We start from the raw sequence: 17,755 nt of genomic DNA on the forward strand, positions 1-17,755 counted from the left end.
GTTGTTCTTTTTCTTTTTCTTTTTCTTTTTCTTCTTCCTTGCTAGGGTCTTGGAAGCCCCTTATAAGCCCCTCCAAACGGACTGATAAATACTCCTTAATACGAGGGATTTTAAAATCTTGCTCTTTTTCTAATTGCAAACAAGTTTCATAGAAATCAACTAAAAAATCCTGGTCCTTCACAGATTGAATCTCTTTTAAAACACACTTTTCAATGTTTACATTTTTAATTGGATTGAATTTTAACCAGTTAATTAAGAACAACTCTTTTGTTTTTTGGTTGTAATTAATTTTTCCGTACTCAGCAAAACGTTCTAATAGCTTCATAACAGTTTCACGATTATATCCTGTATCAGTTTCAATGATACGAAGTGGAAGCTCATAGATTCCTGATTGAGACGTCTTGCTGTTTGTCATCAAATATAAGTAGAAATACTTCTCCTCCGGTGTAAGGTCTAAAACAAATGAATCCTGCCAAAATGAAACGTGTACTGGTCTATAAACTGCCATATTATTCATCCTCCCGTTTACATATCGCGAATCCGCCCTCTACACGTAATAAGCGATAATTCTTGTATCCTATTTTGAGATATTGTTTTACTAAGTAAATTAGGTGTTGTTCTGATGTTGCTTGTTGAAACACTTTAGGGTTCAGCAACACTCTATGTAACGATTTGTCTAAAAGCATGTAGCACACTCCGTTGTTATACGAATGCTAATTTGATATAATTAATCCCAAGATCTTTTGCAAGACCGTTTGTCTATCACTCTGCCAAGTGATAGATCTTTTTATTTTCTTCGTGTTACTAACGAAGCGTTAACTCCTCTTGCTCTTAAATCTTTAATTACTACACGGTAACTCATCGATGCCTCATGTTCCTCTTTTATATCACGAAGCATTTTAAATTCCCTTATACATCGCTTCAACTCTTCTTCCCAGTGATTTGATTCTTCGATTGATTCTGCATTAAACATGTTATAAATACATTCACTCATACAGTTACGAAGCTTATTCGCAAATGAAAAATCTCCAGGAAGAACTAGATCATGAAGATGATTGTTTTTATCGTTCATGGATTACATCTCCTTTCTAATTAAATTGATGCTGTACGCATCGTTACAACCAGAAAGGAACATTGTAGAGGTATGGGAGGAAACATCCCTTTCTGGTCATAACGACAAGCACAGTGGCTTGTCCAAATGATTTATATAATGTTATAATTGCTTTACGATATTTTTCAGAGCTACTGTTGTCTAGGCGGTAGCTTTTTTATTTACCCATTTATGTTTCAAAATAAATGATGCTTCTATAATTTTGATTCGAATCCCCAACAATTTCTTCTCTTGCTTTAATTCAACTATTTTTACATCCTCATTAAGTAATTCTGCTATTTTTATTTCACCAGTTAGTTTTGCGTCATATCGAATTAATTCCTTATATTCTTTTAAACTAGGTTTCTTATAATCTACTGTCATTTTCCTTCCCCCTTTACAGCACCTTTGTTAAATTCATTAAGCTATCTACCGATTGAATAATAACGTTCTCCGCCATAGCCTTTTGTAACCAACTTCTTTGTATTTGTTCCATAATGCCAAAATGAACTTGTTCAAGGGCTTGTACTACACATTGAGTAGCTTGGATTGTATCGAAGATTTCTTTTGCATGAACTGCATATTCATGTTTCTTCTTTTCATCATGCTTCCATGACCTTGTTGTAACTTGTAGATTCATAATTTCTTTAGCTGCCGCAATTCCCTCTTCAGCTTGCTTAATGTAGTTCATCAATTGTAGATTTACATCTTGAGTTAAACGTGGATCTGTAGGCGGTAACCCAACACCATAAATATGTTTAATAGCTTGTTGATTTAATTTTGCTCCTGTTGCATGGCACCAATCCATCGCAAGTTCAAATTCTGGTTTAGAAAGTCCAGATTCAATACGGGTTAATCGTTCATGTGTAATACCAAGGTACTTAGATAACCCTTTCTTTGTTTTCAGCTGAACATTGTCACAACATTCTCTAGCATTCTGTAATAATTCTCCTATTGCTGAATTGCAGTATATGCTTGTTCCCATATCTGTTCGCCTCCATATTTAGTTTTCAAATGGTTACAATGAACTTAGTACATATGTAACTTGTCTACTTTTCGTATAAAAAGAGAGGAACTATTCCTCAACGTTTTCTTTTACTTGTATCTCTTTGATGATGGCCCAACCAGCCTTGTAATATGCTTGACGGATTTTATCGATATCCTTTTGTGATTTTGGCTCAGGAGCCACAACATGGACTTTCGTTTTTCCAAATTCATAAGTCGCCGCATATTCTTCTTGTTGGCTCATGGTGTCACCTCTTGAAGTGCTTTTTATATGTTTATGCGACGGTTCTGTTGGTACTGCCATGTTAGTTGATGGCATTTTCTCACCTCTTAAGGAAACGTTTCGTTTCCATTTTAATTAAAAAAAAGATAATCAATTGTGGTTTTATAAAAATCAGCTATTCTTTTGGCTAATTCTAATGAAGGTGTCCTATCACCACGCTCGATTGCTCCTAGCATTTGAGGCGTGATTTCTAGCTTCCTTGCCACGATTAACCTTGATTGACCACTTCTAAACTCAATCATTTTATTTCTTTTTTTATCCACTATTCCACCCCCTAAAGAAACAATTTGTTTCCTTATACTCCAAATATAAAGAAACAAATCGTTTCTGTCAATATTTATTAGAAACTTTTTGTTTCCTTTGTGGATTTAGAAACTAAACGTTTCTATAATTAAGAAAAAAGCACCTATTCTTATTCAGTAAAGAAAGGAGGAAGAATTTATGCTTGGAAAAAAGATTTCGGAACTTAGGAAAAAGCAAAAATTAAGTCAATATGAACTTGCTGATCGCTTAGGTTTTTCAAGAGGGAAATTAGCTAATTATGAACAAGGTCAACGCGAACCAGATTATGACACATTAAAAAAAATTGCAGATTTTTTTGAAGTCTCAACAGATTATTTATTGGATAGGACGGAGAAAAAAGAAATGCTATCTAATGAATTAACTAGTTTATCTGTTAAAGAAGAACGTGATATCGCCAAAGACTTAGAGAAAACTTTAGCCGATTTAGAGAATAGTGAGGATGCCCTCATGTTTGACGGTGAACCTATCGATGAACATACAAAGGAAATGATTCGTATCTCTCTGGAAAATTCTATGCGCATGGCTAAACAACTTGCCAAGCAAAAATTCACTCCAAACAAGTATAAAAAAGATTAAATGGAGCGAGAAATGGAAATTAAAGAATACGTACTCAAAATCGTAAAAAAACACGACACAACAAACCCCTTTGAAATTGCTAAACGAAAAAGTATTATAGTGTTGTTCGAAGACCTTGAGAATACTCTTGGTTTTTACAACACTTATAAACGTTTTAAATTCATTCATATTAATAATAGGATTGACGAAACCACACAACGCTTTGTCTGTGCTCACGAACTAGGACATGCTCTATTGCACCCAAAAGCTAATACTCCATTTTTACGAAATAAAACCTTTTTTTCTGTAGATCGATTAGAGATCGAAGCAAATACATTTGCAGTCGAACTCTTATTACCTGATGAAATGATTTCAGAATATCAAGATACAAATCTATCAATTCAAGAAATAGCTGAAATCTATGGAATTCCAGAAAGTTTTGCTCGTTTAAAAAGTTATTAATATGAATTTAAAATACAATAATCGCTATCCATTAAAAGAGACCTAGGAGGATAATACTTTTGGATATTGTTGAACCTTTAAAAGTAGCTGGCCCTATCATTACAATAATTATCCCTTTAATAGCACTATGTTATAACATGTATTTCAAAGTAAAAAACATTACAGATTTCGACAAAATTTTTATTAACAAAGAAGATGTACATAAAATCAATTTTATGCATTCCGTTTTTCGTTGTTTACTTTATATCTTTATTTTCTACTTATCCCCTTCTACAATACTAGCGGTAAGTTATCATAGCTATGATCCAAAAGACGATGCTGCAAAATTTGATGGCTGGCCTGCACTATTGTTAATGTGCATATTCATATTATTCTCAATTTTCATCTTAATCACTATTATTGTTAATTTATGTTCTATTCAAACCAAAATGAAATTGAGAAGGGTAAACTTAATTTTTTCAAGCTTAGCTCTTATAAGTAGTATGTTTTTATACCCATTTGTGTACTATGCTTTCATATATGGAGATAAGTCTTTAGATTTAATATATTTTATAATATGTTTTCCAATCGTAATAAGTATGATGATTGTTAACATTCATAACTTTTATAATAACAAAATGAATAGTAGCTACCTCATTGAAATATTAGACAAAGACACATTAAGTAAGCTCAGTCTAATACATAGCCATACCCTAAATGATAATACAACTATCTTATATGAGAAGGGTAAATCAATTGAAGAAGAATTTTATTTCTGTAACTTCGCTTCAAATGTATATTTAAAATACATAAAAAACACAGTGCATTTGACCCAAAATAATTAGGAGGAATACTTTTATGAATTTTAATATTAATTACTTTGTAAAACCAGTAGCTCAACCGAATATTCTTGAAAACGAGTGTTTAAGAAATGCCCAAGTTAATGCATATGTTGAAATTTCCAAACACTTCTTACTAGAAAAATCTAAAGAGCATGCAGTAGTCGTCTTACCTACAGGTGCTGGAAAAACTGGTGTCATGGCAATCTCGCCTTTCGGCTTATCGAAGGGGCGCGTTTTAATAATTACACCTCAATTAGTAATTAAAGATCACGTTGTTGATTCACTAGATCCATCAGAAATTAATAACTTTTGGTTAAAACATAAGATTTTCGATAAGTTCGAACATCTACCAAAAGTCGTGGAATATGACAAAGATACACATGACGAAGAATTAGAAAATAGTAATATTGTTATCTTAAACATTCATAAATTATCACCACAATACAAAAAGTCCCTCTTAAATAAAGTGGATAAAAACTTTTTCGATATGATTATTGTGGATGAAGCACACCATTCTCCAGCAAAAACGTGGCAACAGGCATTAGATTATTTTAATGAAGCAAAAGTACTAAAAGTTACAGGCACTCCATTTAGAGCTGATAGAAAAGAAATACATGGTAAAATGATTGTGAATTATCGTTTAGGACAAGCTATGCATGATGGAATTGTAAAAAGTTTAAAGAACTTTGTATTACAACCTGAAAAAATCATGCTTACTATAGATGATGATCCCTCACAAACTTATACATTAGATCAATTACGTGAAGAAGGAATTAAAGAATCCGATTATATAACTCGTAGTGTAGCATTATCAGACGTTTGTAACCAACATATTATAGAATCCAGTATTGAACATTTAAAACAAAAGAAATCCGAAAGTGATGTTCCTCATAAAATCATTGCTGTTTGTTGTAGCATAGAACATGCTCAAAGAGTAAAAGCTTTATATGAAAAAACTGGTCTTAGATCAGTGATTGTGCATAGTGATTTAAAAAAGCAAAACAAAGAAACTGCACTACGTATGATCGAAAGCCATCAAACAGACGTTGTTATTCACGTTGCGATGTTAGGCGAAGGGTATGATCATCCCTATTTATCAATCGCAGCTATATTCCGGCCTTATAGAAGTTTAGCTCCATATTCACAATTTATTGGACGTATTTTAAGAAGAATACCTGAAACTGAAACAAAAAGCGAATCAGATAATATTGGTGTTGTAATTGCCCATGAAGAACTCGGCCTACAAGAATTATGGGAAGAATACAAACAAGAACAAGATTACGCATCACTATTAAGTAGTGTTTCAGGTAGTGAGAAACAAGAAAGAAAACTTGAACGTGAAATAAAAAAACAAGATAAAGATGTAGGAAAAGTAACTGCAGAGGGAGAAATCTATTTTAGTGAAGATTTTTATGAATACACCCTAGCTGCTCAAAAATATGAGGAATATGAACAGAATTTACAAAATGAAATTGCTAAGTTAAAAGAACAGCTTCCTCATATTACCGATGAAGAATTAAGACGTCTTGTGAATAAAGGTAACGTAGAACATGAATTCAATCCATTAATTAATAATCCAAAAAAATTCAGAATTAAATTACGTGAAGAGTTTAATCAAAGAATTCAATTCGATTTACCAGCTACATTACTCCTTGATTATGGGCTTGAAGCTCAAGGTAATGAATTAACTCAATTACCTATAAAACAGAAGTGGATATTGCAAAAAGAAAAAAATGATGCTATAATTTCTGTTTTCTTAAACAATGCATGTAAACAAAGATTTGGAGAAAGAAGCGAATGGGCTATTGATGATTACAAACACGCAGATGCATACCTTGAACAAATAATAGTACAACTTCGCAAAATGCTTGAATCAATTATATGAGGTGGAAAAAATGATTAATCAATTAAGAGAACAATTATGGAAAACTATTTATTTAAATCCCCTTTATCCTAATGATTTATTAGATAATGTTAAAGATCCTGACTATCATGGTGTAAACTTTTCATCACATAAAGGCGGTACTAAAGTAGATCTCGTATTCCAAGACTTGGGACAAATAATTAAAGCCACTTACTTTTTTGACTCTAAAGATTACTTACAAAAAGCTGTAATATACGAACTGAATAAGGAAAGTATTCTATATGATCGAAACTTAGAAATCCAATCCATCATGAATAAAATAAAAGCTATTGCTCCACAAGAAGAAATTTTTGTAGCGATCTAACTCTTTAAAAAGCCCCATTCACTGGGGCCTTTTTTATTTATAATAATTCCTTCTCACTACACTTAAACTTTTATATAATAAATACTAATCTAAGGAGGGCTATCTATGAAAACCGCAATCTACCTAAGAAAATCCCGTGCTGATCTAGAAGCTGAAGCACGCGGCGAAGGCGAAACGTTAGCAAAGCACCGCTCTACCCTACTGAAAATTGCCAAGGAAATGAACTTAAATGTTTTAGCTGTCCGTGAGGAAATCGTTTCTGGTGAAAGCTTAGTGAAGCGGCCTGAGATGCTAGCGCTGCTTGAAGAAATTGAAGATAACAAATATGATGTTGTTCTTTGTATGGATATGGACCGTCTAGGTCGTGGTGGTATGAAAGAGCAAGGAATCATTTTAGAGACGTTTAAACGCTCGAATACGAAGATTATGACACCCAGGAAGACTTACGACCTTAATGATGAGTGGGACGAAGAATACAGCGAATTTGAAGCGTTTATGGCTCGTAAGGAGTTAAAAATTATTACAAGACGTATGCAACGAGGTCGTGTCGCCAGTGTAGAGGCTGGGAATTACCTTGGTACACATGCACCATTCGGATATGATATCCATCGTTTAAATAAGCGAGAACGTACTTTAACGATTAATTCCGAAGAAGCTTCTGTTGTAAGAATGATATTTGATTGGTATGCAAATGAGGATATGGGGGCTAACGCAATCCGAAGCAAGTTAAATGATCTTGGCTACAAAAGTAAGCTAGGTAATGAATGGAACCCCTACAGCATCTTAGATATATTAAAAAACAATGTGTACATCGGAAAAGTAACATGGCAAAAGCGAAAAGAAGTAAAACGGCCTGATGCTGTGAAACGTAGCTGTGCAAGACAAGATAAATCAGATTGGATTATTGCTGATGGCAAACATGAATCAATCATACCTGAAAATTTATTTGAACAAGTACAAGAAAAATTAAACTCAAGATATCACGTTCCTTACAATACGAACGGAATTAAAAATCCTCTAGCTGGCATTATTAAATGTAGTAAATGTGGTTATAGCATGGTCCAACGTTATCCGAAGAATCGAAAAGAAACGATGGATTGTAAACACCGTGGCTGTGAAAACAAATCAAGTTATACTGAATTAATCGAGAAGCGTTTACTCGAGGCATTAAAAGAATGGTACATCAATTATAAAGCTGATTTTGAAAAACATAAGCAAGATGACAAATTAAAAGAGACACAAGTCATTCAAATGAATGAAGCTGCATTACGCAAGCTTGAAAAAGAATTAGTGGATGTCCAAAAACAAAAAAATAATTTACATGATTTATTAGAACGTGGCGTTTACACAGTCGATATGTTTTTAGAACGCTCGAATGTAGTTTCTGACCGTATAACTGAAATTACTTCCACTATGGAAAACTTAAAGAAAGAAATTAAAACCGAAATTAAAAAGGAAAAAGTCAAGAAAGATACAATACCTCAAGTGGAGAATGTTCTTGATCTGTACTTTAAAACAGATGATCCCAAAAAGAAAAACAGCCTCCTAAAGTCCGTTTTAGAAAAGGCTGTTTATAAAAAGGAAAAGTGGCAAAGGCTCGATGATTTCGAACTTGTGCTTTACCCTAAGCTCCCTCAAGATGGCGACATATAAGCGTTTATGCTTTGTCGTCACCTTGTTGGTGTAATTAGATTTACCCCATTTAATCCTAATGCATCATTCGTCGAAACCGCCAATACGACAGGCTTGCCATTTCTTAACGTCGCTTTTGCTGCCATTAGTACTGGAGAGTCTGTCATTGCATTTGCAAATTTACTCATAGAATTTCCTGTTAAAGGAGCGATTACCATGCAGTCTAATGGAATTTTAGGTCCAAGTGGCTCTGCTCCAACAATTGAATTAATTGCTTTAAAACCTGTTATTTCTTCAATCTTCTTAATCCATTCTGCTCCTTCTCCAAATCTAGTATTTGTTGATTGAACAGTGTATGAAACAACGGGACGTACTTCTGCCCCTTCAGCAATTAATTTTTCTAAGTGCGGCATAACTTCCTCATACGTACAATGTGAACCCGTAAATCCGAAACCAATTCGTTTCCCCTTCAAACTCATTTCTTTTCCTCCTCCTTTGCAATTGCATCTGCTGCTAATAACTGAGAAAGAACATTTGCTAAAATTTGCCCAGCCGTTTTTGGAGCAACAATACCTGGTAATCCAGGTGCTAGCAACGCTTTGACTCCTCTTTTTTCGGCATATCTAAAGTCAGTACCGCCTGGTTTAGAAGCTAAATCAATCACTAACGTATGAGCTGGCATTTTTGCAATAACATTCGCTGTTACAACGAGGTACGGAATTGTATTGATTACAATATCGATATTTCCTACTTCTTTCTCTATGTCTTGCATATGAAAAGGAGAAAACATCATTTCTGTAATACGTGCAATATGTTCAGATCGTCTTGCTCCAACTTTGACATGGGCTCCTAATGATTGAAATGCTCTCGCAACACTCATTCCTGTTCTACCAAATCCTAGAACCATTACATTGGACCCATGAATTGTATAGTCGGTATGTTGAATTACCATCATTAATGTACCTTCTACAGTTGGAATAGAATTGTATATTGCTACATCATCACGATCAAATAATTTAACAAGTTTTCGGTTCGTAGTAGATACGAGATTTTCCAAGTAAGGTGTACCAATACCTGAATATATAGTAAAGTGTTCTGGTGTATTTTCAATTTGTTCTTTCGTTATTGAAACTTTTTCATTTGAAAAAATAGTATCTACTTCTCCTTTGGCATTTGTACCTGCAACCGGCAAAATAATTGCGTCTACAGAAGTGAAATCTAAATTTTGTATACTTTCTTTTGCTGCCCCTGTGAAACCATGATCTAACTGATCAAACCCTATCAAAGAAAGTTTTGCATCCAATTCAACTAGCTTACGAATTACTTCTAGCTGCCTTGCATCTCCTCCTATGACAGCAATATGCATCTCAGTCAACATTCCCTAATTCACCTTCTTTTTCTGTCATTTATAAGAAAAGTGCCTACTTTTTCTTTTTCCTCCACATCATATGTAATGTACGAGTTTATGGTGATTGAAAATCCAAATGCATATATGTTTTATCAGGTTTCTATGTAGATACAAAAAAAGATGACCAAAATGGCCATCCTTCACTCCGAATTTGAACGATCTATACTATCACAAAGAAGCATATCATGTCCGACTTTCTTTATTTGACTCCATGCCACCCTTACTTCTTGTGGTTCCTTTTTAAAACCTCCCCACTTCCCTACAGGTATTATAAGTGTTTGTATTTGTCCGTCTTTCTCATTAATCTCTAAATCCATATAACCTAAGACTCCCATTTTTTCCGCTTTTTCTATATCTACAACCTCTTTACCACTTAATTCACTTAATCGCATACATACTCCACTCCCCCTACTGAATTTTTCATTTGCATTGTCTATAATTAGTACCTATTCTATATGGATAAAAAAAATAACCTTCTCTCATTTAAAAAGAGAGAAGGTTATTATCAGATACATTATAAAAATCGATTATAGTTTTATTCCTTTTGGAAGTTTTCCGTCTGGACTAATAAGTGCCGCAGAGAATTCATCAGTAAACATGTTGCGAATTAATCCGTCCACATTTTCTTTTGTTACAGTGTTTACACTTTCAATAATCTCATCAAGTGAACGATGCTTACGAAGAAGCAATTCATTTTTACCGTTACGGCTCATACGGCTATTTGTACTTTCTAAACTTAACATTAAGTTTCCTTTTAATTGCTCTTTACTATTCATAAGCTCTTTTTCTGTAATACCTGTATTTTTCAATGTCTCTAATGTTTCTTGCATTGTTTCATACAATGTATCTAATTGTTGGCTACCAGTTCCACCGTAAAGTGTTAACATGCCTGTATCTTCATAAGAAGAGTGGTAAGAAAATACTGAGTAAGCTAATCCACGTTGCTCACGTACTTCTTGGAATAAACGGCTACTCATACTACCGCCTAAAACGTTATTTAATACAATTAAGTTATAAATATCTTCGTGTCCCATTTGTAAGCCTTTATATCCTAGACATAAATGAGCTTGTTCCGTTTCCTTTTTGCGGGCTACCTTATTGAAATGGAAAATTGGGCTATGTACTTGTTCACGGTTTGTTGTTCCTTCATAACTACCGAAATATTGCTCCACTGTTTGTAAAAATGCTTCATCAATATTTCCTGCAATTGATACAACTACATTTTCAGGTGTGTAATGATCTTTTATATATTGACGTAACGTATCACCTGTAAACGTATTAAGCGTTTCTTCTGTTCCTAAAATAGGATATCCGAGTGGATGCGTTTCATATGTTGCTTTCGTTAACATATCATGCACAATATCATCTGGAGCATCTTCGTACATTTTAATTTCTTCACATACGACATTCTTCTCTTTTTTCAGTTCTTCCTCATCAAATGTTGAATTAAAGAACATATCTGCTAAAACATCTAAAGCATATTTAGCATGCTCATCTAATACTTTTGCATAGTAACAAGTATATTCTTTTGAAGTAAATGCATTCACTTGACCACCAATGCTATCAAATGATTCTGCAATCTCTCGTGCACTACGTGTCTCTGTCCCTTTAAAGAACATATGCTCTAAAAAGTGAGAAATCCCATTATTTTTTTCATTTTCATTTCTTGATCCCGCATGGATCCAAATACCAATTGCAACCGATCTTACAGTTGGTATATTCTCCATAACTATTCTTACACCATTTTTACAAGTATATTTTTTAATCAAAAACTTTCCTCCTACTGCCAGTTTCTCTAAATAAAACGCTATTATTTAATGATAACAAGTTTAAGGATGAATGTCATGCAAATGTATTTAATCCACACGTTTTTCATCCAGTAATTCAGTTATATTCCCCACTTTATATCCTTGTTCCTTCAATTTTGTAATCATTATATCTAAAGCCTCTGCTGTAGACGAAGTAGGATGCATTAATATGATAGCACCTGGATGTATTTTTCTCATTACTCTCTGCAATAGTACATCTGGCTCAGGTCGCTGCCAATCAATCGTATCTACAGTCCACATAATCGTTCCCATTTGAAAATCATCTGCAATCTTTACGACTTCATCTCGAAAGCTTCCACTCGGCGGGGCAAACCATCTTACTTTTTGATTCGTTGCTACTTCTATCATTCGATTTGTTTTTTGTAACTGATCTCGTATTTCATCTGAGGATAACGTTTTCATATTAGGGTGTGTGTATGAGTGATTTCCAACTTCTTGTTTTGCATCGACAATCATTTTTGCAAACCGCAAATTTTCTTTCACCCAACGTCCTTCTAAAAAGAAAGTGGCCTTCACATCATGCTTTTTCAATATCTCTAATATACGTGGCAAATACTCATTTCCCCATGCCACATTTATTGTTAATCCTACCATCTTTTTATTTGGATGCCCTCTATAAATTGGAGCTGGTGATAAATCTTCCAAATGAACACTCGGTGAGACTTCTTTGAATTCAAGATATTTTTGATCAAATTCCTTTAGCTTCTTCATATTATTATACGATGCTTCAATATCCACTTGTCTTCCATTATATCCAGGTGTTGCCTTCCATATTTTATCAATCATCGCATTTTGAGGTGCAATCTCATACTGTTTTGCATACTTTTGAATTTCTTCATGCAAGTTATCTTGTGCAAAAACAGAATAAGAGCCTAAACTGACATATAAAGAAAATATACATATGTATGCCAATATACGAACTTTCATATAAACCCTCCCAAATTAACTATATAAAAACATTTTCTTCTTATCTTTGTTAATTTGAGCGTTATAATGAAAACTATACCTATACCGACATAAAAATATATGAACATCATGTTTTTTACATAACAAAAAAAGCCAGTTTAACTGGCTTTTACTTATTGCTGCTCTTGTTTGTCTTCTTCTTTAGCAGCTTCTTTTTCTTGCTCTTCTTTTAGCAATACTTTTCTAGATAGATTTACGCGACCTTGCTTGTCAATCTCGATAACTTTAACTGTAATTACATCACCGATTTTCACAACGTCTTCTACTTTACCTACACGCTCAAGTGCAAGTTCAGAAATATGAACTAATCCATCTTTACCGCTGAATAATTCAACGAAAGCACCAAATTTCTCAACACGTTTCACTTTTCCTTCGTAGATCTCACCTACTTGTACTTCGCGAACGATATCTTCGATAATCTTCTTAGCTTTGTCGTTCATTTCTTGATTTATTGATGAAATGAATACTGTACCATCTTGCTCGATGTCAATTTTAACGCCAGTTTCTTCAATAATTTTATTGATTTGTTTACCGCTTGGTCCAATAACGTCACGGATTTTATCTGGGTTAATTGTCATTGTAATAATCTTTGGAGCGTAAGCTGATAATTCAGTACGTGGCTCTGCAATAACAGATAACATATGATTTAGAATGTGCACACGACCAATTTTCGCTTGTTGTAATGCCTCTTCTAAAATCTCACGTGATAAACCATCGATTTTAATGTCCATTTGCAGTGCAGTTACACCCTGTGCTGTACCTGCTACTTTAAAGTCCATATCACCTAAATGATCTTCCATACCTTGAATATCAGATAAAATTGTGTAATGCTCACCAGATTTAACCAGACCCATTGCAATACCTGCAACTGGAGCTTTAAGTGGAACACCCGCATCCATCATTGCTAAAGTACTACCACAAATACTTGCTTGTGAAGTAGAACCATTTGATTCTAATACTTCAGATACAAGGCGTACTGTGTATGGGAAATCTTTTTCAGATGGAATTACAGGCTCAAGTGCGCGCTCTCCTAGTGCACCGTGACCAATTTCACGACGACCTGGTCCACGCATCGGTCTTGTTTCACCAACACTAAATGATGGGAAATTGTAATGGTGCATAAAGCGTTTTGATTCTTCTACACCAAGACCATCTAAAATTTGCACATCGCCTAATGCACCTAATGTACAAATACTTAATGCTTGTGTTTGTCCACGTGTGAATAAACCAGAACCGTGTGTACGAGATAAAATACCAACCTCTGATGCTAAAGGACGGATTTCGTCACCTTTACGGCCATCTGGGCGAATTTTTTCAACTGTAATAAGACGACGTACTTCTTCTTTTACAATTTTATATAAAATCTCATTTACTTGTCCTAATGTATCAGCGTCAGCTTCCTCAGCTTCGTAATGCTCAATTACACGCTTTTTCACTTCGTTAATTGCATCTTCACGTGCATGTTTCTCATGTACTTGAATTGCAGAATGCATATCCTTCTCAGCCATTTCACGTACAGCTTGATTAAGATCAGCGTCAACTTCATAAAGTTTCACTTCTGATTTCTCTTTACCTACAGCTTGTACAATCTCTTCTTGGAATGCAATTAAACGTTTAATTTCGTCATGACCAAACATAATTGCTTCTAACATTGTTTCTTCAGGCACTTGATCTGCTCCTGCTTCAACCATGTTAATCGCATCTTTCGTACCAGCTACAACTAAGTGGATATCACTTTGTTCTTGCTGTTCTACTGTTGGATTAATAACGAATTCGCCATTAATACGACCAACTGTCGCACCAGCGATTGGACCTTCAAATGGAATATCTGAAATCGATAACGCTAATGAAGAACCAAGCATAGCTGCCATTTCAGAAGAACAATCTTGATCAACACTCATTACAATGCTGACAACTTGCACTTCGTTACGGAAACCATCTGCGAATAGCGGACGAATTGGACGGTCGATTAAACGACTTGCCAAAATTGCTTTTTCACTTGGACGACCTTCACGCTTAATAAAACCGCCAGGAATTTTTCCGACTGCATATAAACGCTCTTCATAGTTTACTGTAAGTGGGAAAAAATCTACATTTTTAGCTTCTTTTGATGCAGTTGCTGTAGATAGAACCGCTGTATCGCCATATCTTACTAATACTGCTCCGTTCGCTTGTTTGGCAAGCTGACCAGTTTCAACTGTTAGCTGGCGACCAGCTAAATCTATCGAGAAGACTTGCTTTTCTTGACTCATTTAAGTACCCCTCTCAATTTAAAGTATTCAATTCTTCTATGTAAATGGATAGTATATCACAATATTCTACCTCTAGTATTGCCTAAAATTAAGTAAGCTATAAAGCGTAGAAGATATATTTTTACCTAACAAAAAAGCGGGAATATTCCCGCTTCTTTGACTATCGACGTAAGCCAAGCTTTGTGATTAATTCACGGTAACGTGTGATATCGCTATTACGAAGGTAAGTTAGTAAGTTACGACGTTTACCAACCATCTTTAATAGACCACGACGTGAATGATGATCTTTCTTGTGAGTACGTAAGTGCTCGTTTAGAGTGTTAATTTGCTCCGTTAGGACAGCAATTTGAACCTCTGGAGAACCAGTATCAGTCTCATGAGTTCTAAATTGTGCAATGATTTCGTTTTTACGCTCTTGTGTTAAAGCCATCCTATTTCACCTCCTATTAATTAAACCCCCAATTACCTAGCAAGCGTCGGTGAGTCGCAATGCCAAGCAATGGTTGTCATAAAGTACATAACATAGAATACTACTTTTCATTTGAAAAAGCAAGTATATTCTTTTCGCTCGCAAAATATTCTTGTGCTGTTTTCTTATCTTTTGCGATTTGTTCAACTAACTCATCAATGCCATTGAATTTCTTCTCTTCTCTTATACGCATATGCCACTCTACTGTAACATTTTGGTTGTATATATCTTTGTTAAATTCAAATAAGTGCACTTCAATTGATAATTGACGCTCATCTTCTTTAAAAGTCGGTTTATATCCAATATTACATACACCATCGTACCATTCATCGTGAACTTTTAATCTCACTGCATAAACACCTACAGGTGGCAATAAATACTCATCACTTAAACCTACATTAGCTGTTGGAAAACCAATTTGACGCCCACGTTTGTCGCCGTGTATAACTGTTCCCGCTACAGTATAGGCTCTACCTAAAATAGATGGAATTTGTTCCATTTCGCCATTTCGAATTAACTTTCGTAATGCTGTAGAACTTACTTTCTCTTCTTGAAATTCAACTTTTTCAATCACAGTCTGTGTAAACTCCCCTCTTGCATGAAATGGTAAAGTCTCCATCTTTCCTTTTCCTAAACGTCCATATGAATAATCAAACCCTGCTACTACATGCTTTACATTTAAACCAATAATATAATCATCTACAAATTGTTGCGGTAATAACCCTGCAAATGATTCATCAAATTTAATTACATATAATATATCGATTCCTAAGCTTTCGACTATTTTTTCTTTATCACGCATTGGTGTAATATACTCCACATGCGCATCCTTTTTCCCTAAAACAACAGATGGGTGAGGATGAAATGTCATAACTGCACTTTTATATCCTCTGTCGTCCGCTATTTTTTTCGCAGTTCGAATTACACATTGATGTCCTAAATGAATGCCATCAAAAAATCCTAATGCCATTACAGTAGGTGGTAATTCTAATTTATTTTGTTCATGTGGATGAGTTAAATGAATAAGTTTCACGCTTGAATTCACCTTTTTCTGTAATAATCCTTCCAATAATTCATTATAGCTTTAGTTCTTGATTATTCACAAGTACTTTCATCGGCTTTAACATGCCAGGATGTTTCGGATGATGTTCATAAATTGCTAAGCACCGATCATTTTTATCAAACACTGTAATAAATGGTGCCGTTATTTCTAATTCATTCTTTAAGAACATACCATTCTTAATTTTCTCTGCTTGCTTTTCATCTACAACCATTTTTGGAAACTTACTTAATGCTTCATCAATTGAAATGAAGATAGACTCTACTGTTCCATTTTGCACGTTTTCTTCAATTTCTTCAAATGATATGCAATCTTCTAATAAAAATTCACCAGATGCCGTTCTTACAAGGTGAGACATATGTGATGGGAAACCAAGTTTCTCCCCGATCATTACCGCTAACGTTCTTACATATGTTCCTTTACTACACGTTACACGGAAACGGAATGAAATATTTTCTCCTTCAAAAACTTCACGATCATCAAGTAATACGAACTCATGAATCGTAATTGTACGAACTGGACGTTCCACATCTTGTCCTGCTCTTGCATATTCGTATAATTTTTTCCCGTTTACTTTTACAGCCGAGAACATTGGTGGCATTTGTTCAATCGTGCCTGTTAATTCAGCAAGAACTTTTTCTATTTCCTTACGAGTAATAGCACGATCGACATTTTTCGTTTCAACAACCTCACCAGAAGCATCTTCAGTTGTCGTTGAAAATCCTAATGTTACTTCACCTTCATATGTTTTCGTTTCACTTGTTAAAAATTGTGCAATTTTTGTTGCTCTTCCGACGCAAATTGGTAATACTCCTGTTACATCTGGGTCTAATGTTCCCGTATGACCAATTCTCTTTTCTCTCAATACCTTTCTTAATTTAAATACACAATCATGTGATGTCATGCCTTTTGGCTTATGTAATAATACTACACCTTCCATATATGTTCACCTCATCATAATTCTTTCGTAGTAAATATCCAAAACTTATTTTGCATTGAAAAAATGGATAGACAAATGTCTATCCATTATTCTTCACGTTTACCGTCTTTATTAATTTCATGTAAAAGTGTATCAATTCGATGACCATATCCGATAGACTCATCAAACTCAAAGGTAATTTCCGGTGTTTTACGAAGACGAATACGTTGGCCAATTTCTGAACGAATAAAGCCTTTTGCCTTCGCTAAACCTTTTAACGTATTTTCTTTCTGTTCTTCGTCACCTAAAACAGAAATATATACTTTGGCAATTTGTAAATCACCACTCACTTGTACATCTGTTACTGTAACAAATCCGATACGTGGGTCTTTAATTTTACGACTAATGATGTCGCCTAATTCTTTTTTCATTTGCTCGCCTACACGGTTTGCACGTAATTTCATAACTCTTCA

The 17,755-nt window shown here is 34.5% G+C and carries 20 protein-coding genes and 2 pseudogenes; 6 read left to right on the top strand and 16 right to left on the bottom strand.

Features of this window, described 5'->3' with window-relative positions; genetic code table 11:
• From MR167_RS08755 to MR167_RS08780, 6 genes and pseudogenes are all read right to left on the bottom strand, one after another.
• Positions 1–508: pseudogene (locus MR167_RS08755) on the bottom strand (DnaD domain-containing protein); the annotation flags it as partial.
• Positions 509–787: 279 nt separating this feature from the next.
• The gene (locus MR167_RS08760; RefSeq protein WP_242314401.1) at positions 788–1,072 is read right to left on the bottom strand and encodes a hypothetical protein; all 285 of its coding nucleotides are present in this window, start codon (positions 1,070–1,072) and stop codon (positions 788–790) included.
• A gap of 180 nt (positions 1,073–1,252) precedes the next feature.
• Positions 1,253–1,474: an RNA polymerase subunit sigma gene (locus tag MR167_RS08765; protein WP_242314402.1), complete on the bottom strand. Its 222-nt coding sequence runs from the start codon at positions 1,472–1,474 to the stop codon at positions 1,253–1,255.
• A 13-nt stretch (positions 1,475–1,487) separates the two neighbouring features.
• Positions 1,488–2,075, bottom strand: coding sequence for a hypothetical protein (locus MR167_RS08770; RefSeq protein WP_000537277.1), 588 nt, complete (start codon positions 2,073–2,075; stop codon positions 1,488–1,490).
• A gap of 90 nt (positions 2,076–2,165) precedes the next feature.
• Complete coding sequence (locus MR167_RS08775) at positions 2,166–2,414, bottom strand: hypothetical protein (RefSeq protein WP_002082295.1); 249 nt, start codon at positions 2,412–2,414, stop codon at positions 2,166–2,168.
• Between the two features lie 35 nt (positions 2,415–2,449).
• Positions 2,450–2,641: a helix-turn-helix transcriptional regulator gene (locus tag MR167_RS08780; RefSeq protein ID WP_078419082.1), complete on the bottom strand. Its 192-nt coding sequence runs from the start codon at positions 2,639–2,641 to the stop codon at positions 2,450–2,452.
• A gap of 178 nt (positions 2,642–2,819) precedes the next feature.
• Here MR167_RS08780 and MR167_RS08785 point away from each other — a divergent pair, with 178 nt between their 5' ends.
• From MR167_RS08785 to MR167_RS08810, 6 genes are all read left to right on the top strand, one after another.
• A complete protein-coding gene (locus MR167_RS08785; protein WP_074625032.1) occupies positions 2,820–3,257 on the top strand; it encodes a helix-turn-helix domain-containing protein in 438 nt (145 codons plus the stop codon).
• A gap of 12 nt (positions 3,258–3,269) precedes the next feature.
• Positions 3,270–3,698 (top strand): ImmA/IrrE family metallo-endopeptidase, encoded by a 429-nt coding sequence (locus MR167_RS08790; protein WP_074625033.1) that lies wholly within the window; start codon positions 3,270–3,272, stop codon positions 3,696–3,698.
• A gap of 59 nt (positions 3,699–3,757) precedes the next feature.
• Entirely contained in the window at positions 3,758–4,522 is a 765-nt protein-coding gene (locus MR167_RS08795; protein ID WP_074625034.1) for a hypothetical protein, read from the top strand.
• 13 nt (positions 4,523–4,535) lie between these two features.
• On the top strand, positions 4,536–6,404 hold the full coding sequence (locus MR167_RS08800) for a DEAD/DEAH box helicase (protein ID WP_242314404.1): 1,869 nt from the start codon (positions 4,536–4,538) through the stop codon (positions 6,402–6,404).
• Positions 6,405–6,414: 10 nt separating this feature from the next.
• Positions 6,415–6,747, top strand: a complete 333-nt coding sequence (locus MR167_RS08805; RefSeq protein WP_074625036.1) for a hypothetical protein — start codon at positions 6,415–6,417, stop codon at positions 6,745–6,747.
• 105 nt (positions 6,748–6,852) lie between these two features.
• Positions 6,853–8,400, top strand: coding sequence for a recombinase family protein (locus tag MR167_RS08810; protein WP_242314406.1), 1,548 nt, complete (start codon positions 6,853–6,855; stop codon positions 8,398–8,400).
• 32 nt (positions 8,401–8,432) lie between these two features.
• Here the strand turns inward: MR167_RS08810 and dpaB are convergent.
• The 10 genes and pseudogenes from dpaB to rbfA all read right to left on the bottom strand — a co-directional run.
• Positions 8,433–8,858: pseudogene (gene dpaB / locus MR167_RS08815) on the bottom strand (dipicolinate synthase subunit B); the annotation flags it as partial.
• Complete coding sequence (gene dpaA, locus MR167_RS08820) at positions 8,855–9,757, bottom strand: dipicolinic acid synthetase subunit A (protein WP_000954737.1); 903 nt, start codon at positions 9,755–9,757, stop codon at positions 8,855–8,857. The pseudogene dpaB and the gene dpaA, both read right to left, overlap by 4 nt.
• 170 nt (positions 9,758–9,927) lie before the next feature.
• Positions 9,928–10,179, bottom strand: a complete 252-nt coding sequence (locus tag MR167_RS08825; protein ID WP_001239759.1) for a YlmC/YmxH family sporulation protein — start codon at positions 10,177–10,179, stop codon at positions 9,928–9,930.
• Between the two features lie 135 nt (positions 10,180–10,314).
• Positions 10,315–11,556, bottom strand: a complete 1,242-nt coding sequence (locus MR167_RS08830) for a M16 family metallopeptidase (protein ID WP_000592996.1) — start codon at positions 11,554–11,556, stop codon at positions 10,315–10,317.
• 87 nt (positions 11,557–11,643) lie between these two features.
• The gene (locus MR167_RS08835; protein ID WP_000868231.1) at positions 11,644–12,543 is read right to left on the bottom strand and encodes a polysaccharide deacetylase family protein; all 900 of its coding nucleotides are present in this window, start codon (positions 12,541–12,543) and stop codon (positions 11,644–11,646) included.
• Between the two features lie 152 nt (positions 12,544–12,695).
• Positions 12,696–14,834: a polyribonucleotide nucleotidyltransferase gene (gene pnp, locus MR167_RS08840; RefSeq protein ID WP_000076744.1), complete on the bottom strand. Its 2,139-nt coding sequence runs from the start codon at positions 14,832–14,834 to the stop codon at positions 12,696–12,698.
• Positions 14,835–14,994: 160 nt separating this feature from the next.
• Positions 14,995–15,264, bottom strand: coding sequence for a 30S ribosomal protein S15 (gene rpsO / locus MR167_RS08845; protein WP_001229392.1), 270 nt, complete (start codon positions 15,262–15,264; stop codon positions 14,995–14,997).
• Between the two features lie 100 nt (positions 15,265–15,364).
• Positions 15,365–16,336 (bottom strand): bifunctional riboflavin kinase/FAD synthetase, encoded by a 972-nt coding sequence (gene ribF / locus MR167_RS08850; RefSeq protein ID WP_063675623.1) that lies wholly within the window; start codon positions 16,334–16,336, stop codon positions 15,365–15,367.
• 43 nt (positions 16,337–16,379) lie between these two features.
• The gene (gene truB, locus MR167_RS08855) at positions 16,380–17,303 is read right to left on the bottom strand and encodes a tRNA pseudouridine(55) synthase TruB (RefSeq protein WP_000399365.1); all 924 of its coding nucleotides are present in this window, start codon (positions 17,301–17,303) and stop codon (positions 16,380–16,382) included.
• Between the two features lie 86 nt (positions 17,304–17,389).
• Complete coding sequence (gene rbfA / locus MR167_RS08860; RefSeq protein WP_000776437.1) at positions 17,390–17,746, bottom strand: 30S ribosome-binding factor RbfA; 357 nt, start codon at positions 17,744–17,746, stop codon at positions 17,390–17,392.
• Positions 17,747–17,755: the final 9 nt, after the last annotated feature.

This window comes from Bacillus cereus group sp. BfR-BA-01355, assembly GCF_022663675.1.
Taxonomy (GTDB): domain Bacteria; phylum Bacillota; class Bacilli; order Bacillales; family Bacillaceae_G; genus Bacillus_A; species Bacillus_A thuringiensis_S.

Excerpts from the sequence above, each read along its gene's own strand:
- MR167_RS08770 (WP_000537277.1), bottom strand. The coding sequence starts at position 2,075 with ATGGGAACAAGCATATACTGCAATTCAGCAATAGGAGAATTATTACAG.
- pnp (WP_000076744.1), bottom strand. The coding sequence starts at position 14,834 with ATGAGTCAAGAAAAGCAAGTCTTCTCGATAGATTTAGCTGGTCGCCAG.
- MR167_RS08800 (WP_242314404.1), top strand. The coding sequence starts at position 4,536 with ATGAATTTTAATATTAATTACTTTGTAAAACCAGTAGCTCAACCGAAT.
- MR167_RS08765 (WP_242314402.1), bottom strand. The coding sequence starts at position 1,474 with ATGACAGTAGATTATAAGAAACCTAGTTTAAAAGAATATAAGGAATTA.
- MR167_RS08805 (WP_074625036.1), top strand. The coding sequence starts at position 6,415 with ATGATTAATCAATTAAGAGAACAATTATGGAAAACTATTTATTTAAAT.
- MR167_RS08825 (WP_001239759.1), bottom strand. The coding sequence starts at position 10,179 with ATGCGATTAAGTGAATTAAGTGGTAAAGAGGTTGTAGATATAGAAAAA.
- MR167_RS08775 (WP_002082295.1), bottom strand. The coding sequence starts at position 2,414 with ATGCCATCAACTAACATGGCAGTACCAACAGAACCGTCGCATAAACAT.
- MR167_RS08835 (WP_000868231.1), bottom strand. The coding sequence starts at position 12,543 with ATGAAAGTTCGTATATTGGCATACATATGTATATTTTCTTTATATGTC.
- rpsO (WP_001229392.1), bottom strand. The coding sequence starts at position 15,264 with ATGGCTTTAACACAAGAGCGTAAAAACGAAATCATTGCACAATTTAGA.
- MR167_RS08790 (WP_074625033.1), top strand. The coding sequence starts at position 3,270 with ATGGAAATTAAAGAATACGTACTCAAAATCGTAAAAAAACACGACACA.
- dpaA (WP_000954737.1), bottom strand. The coding sequence starts at position 9,757 with ATGTTGACTGAGATGCATATTGCTGTCATAGGAGGAGATGCAAGGCAG.
- MR167_RS08785 (WP_074625032.1), top strand. The coding sequence starts at position 2,820 with ATGCTTGGAAAAAAGATTTCGGAACTTAGGAAAAAGCAAAAATTAAGT.
- rbfA (WP_000776437.1), bottom strand. The coding sequence starts at position 17,746 with ATGAAATTACGTGCAAACCGTGTAGGCGAGCAAATGAAAAAAGAATTA.
- MR167_RS08760 (WP_242314401.1), bottom strand. The coding sequence starts at position 1,072 with ATGAACGATAAAAACAATCATCTTCATGATCTAGTTCTTCCTGGAGAT.
- MR167_RS08810 (WP_242314406.1), top strand. The coding sequence starts at position 6,853 with ATGAAAACCGCAATCTACCTAAGAAAATCCCGTGCTGATCTAGAAGCT.
- truB (WP_000399365.1), bottom strand. The coding sequence starts at position 17,303 with ATGGAAGGTGTAGTATTATTACATAAGCCAAAAGGCATGACATCACAT.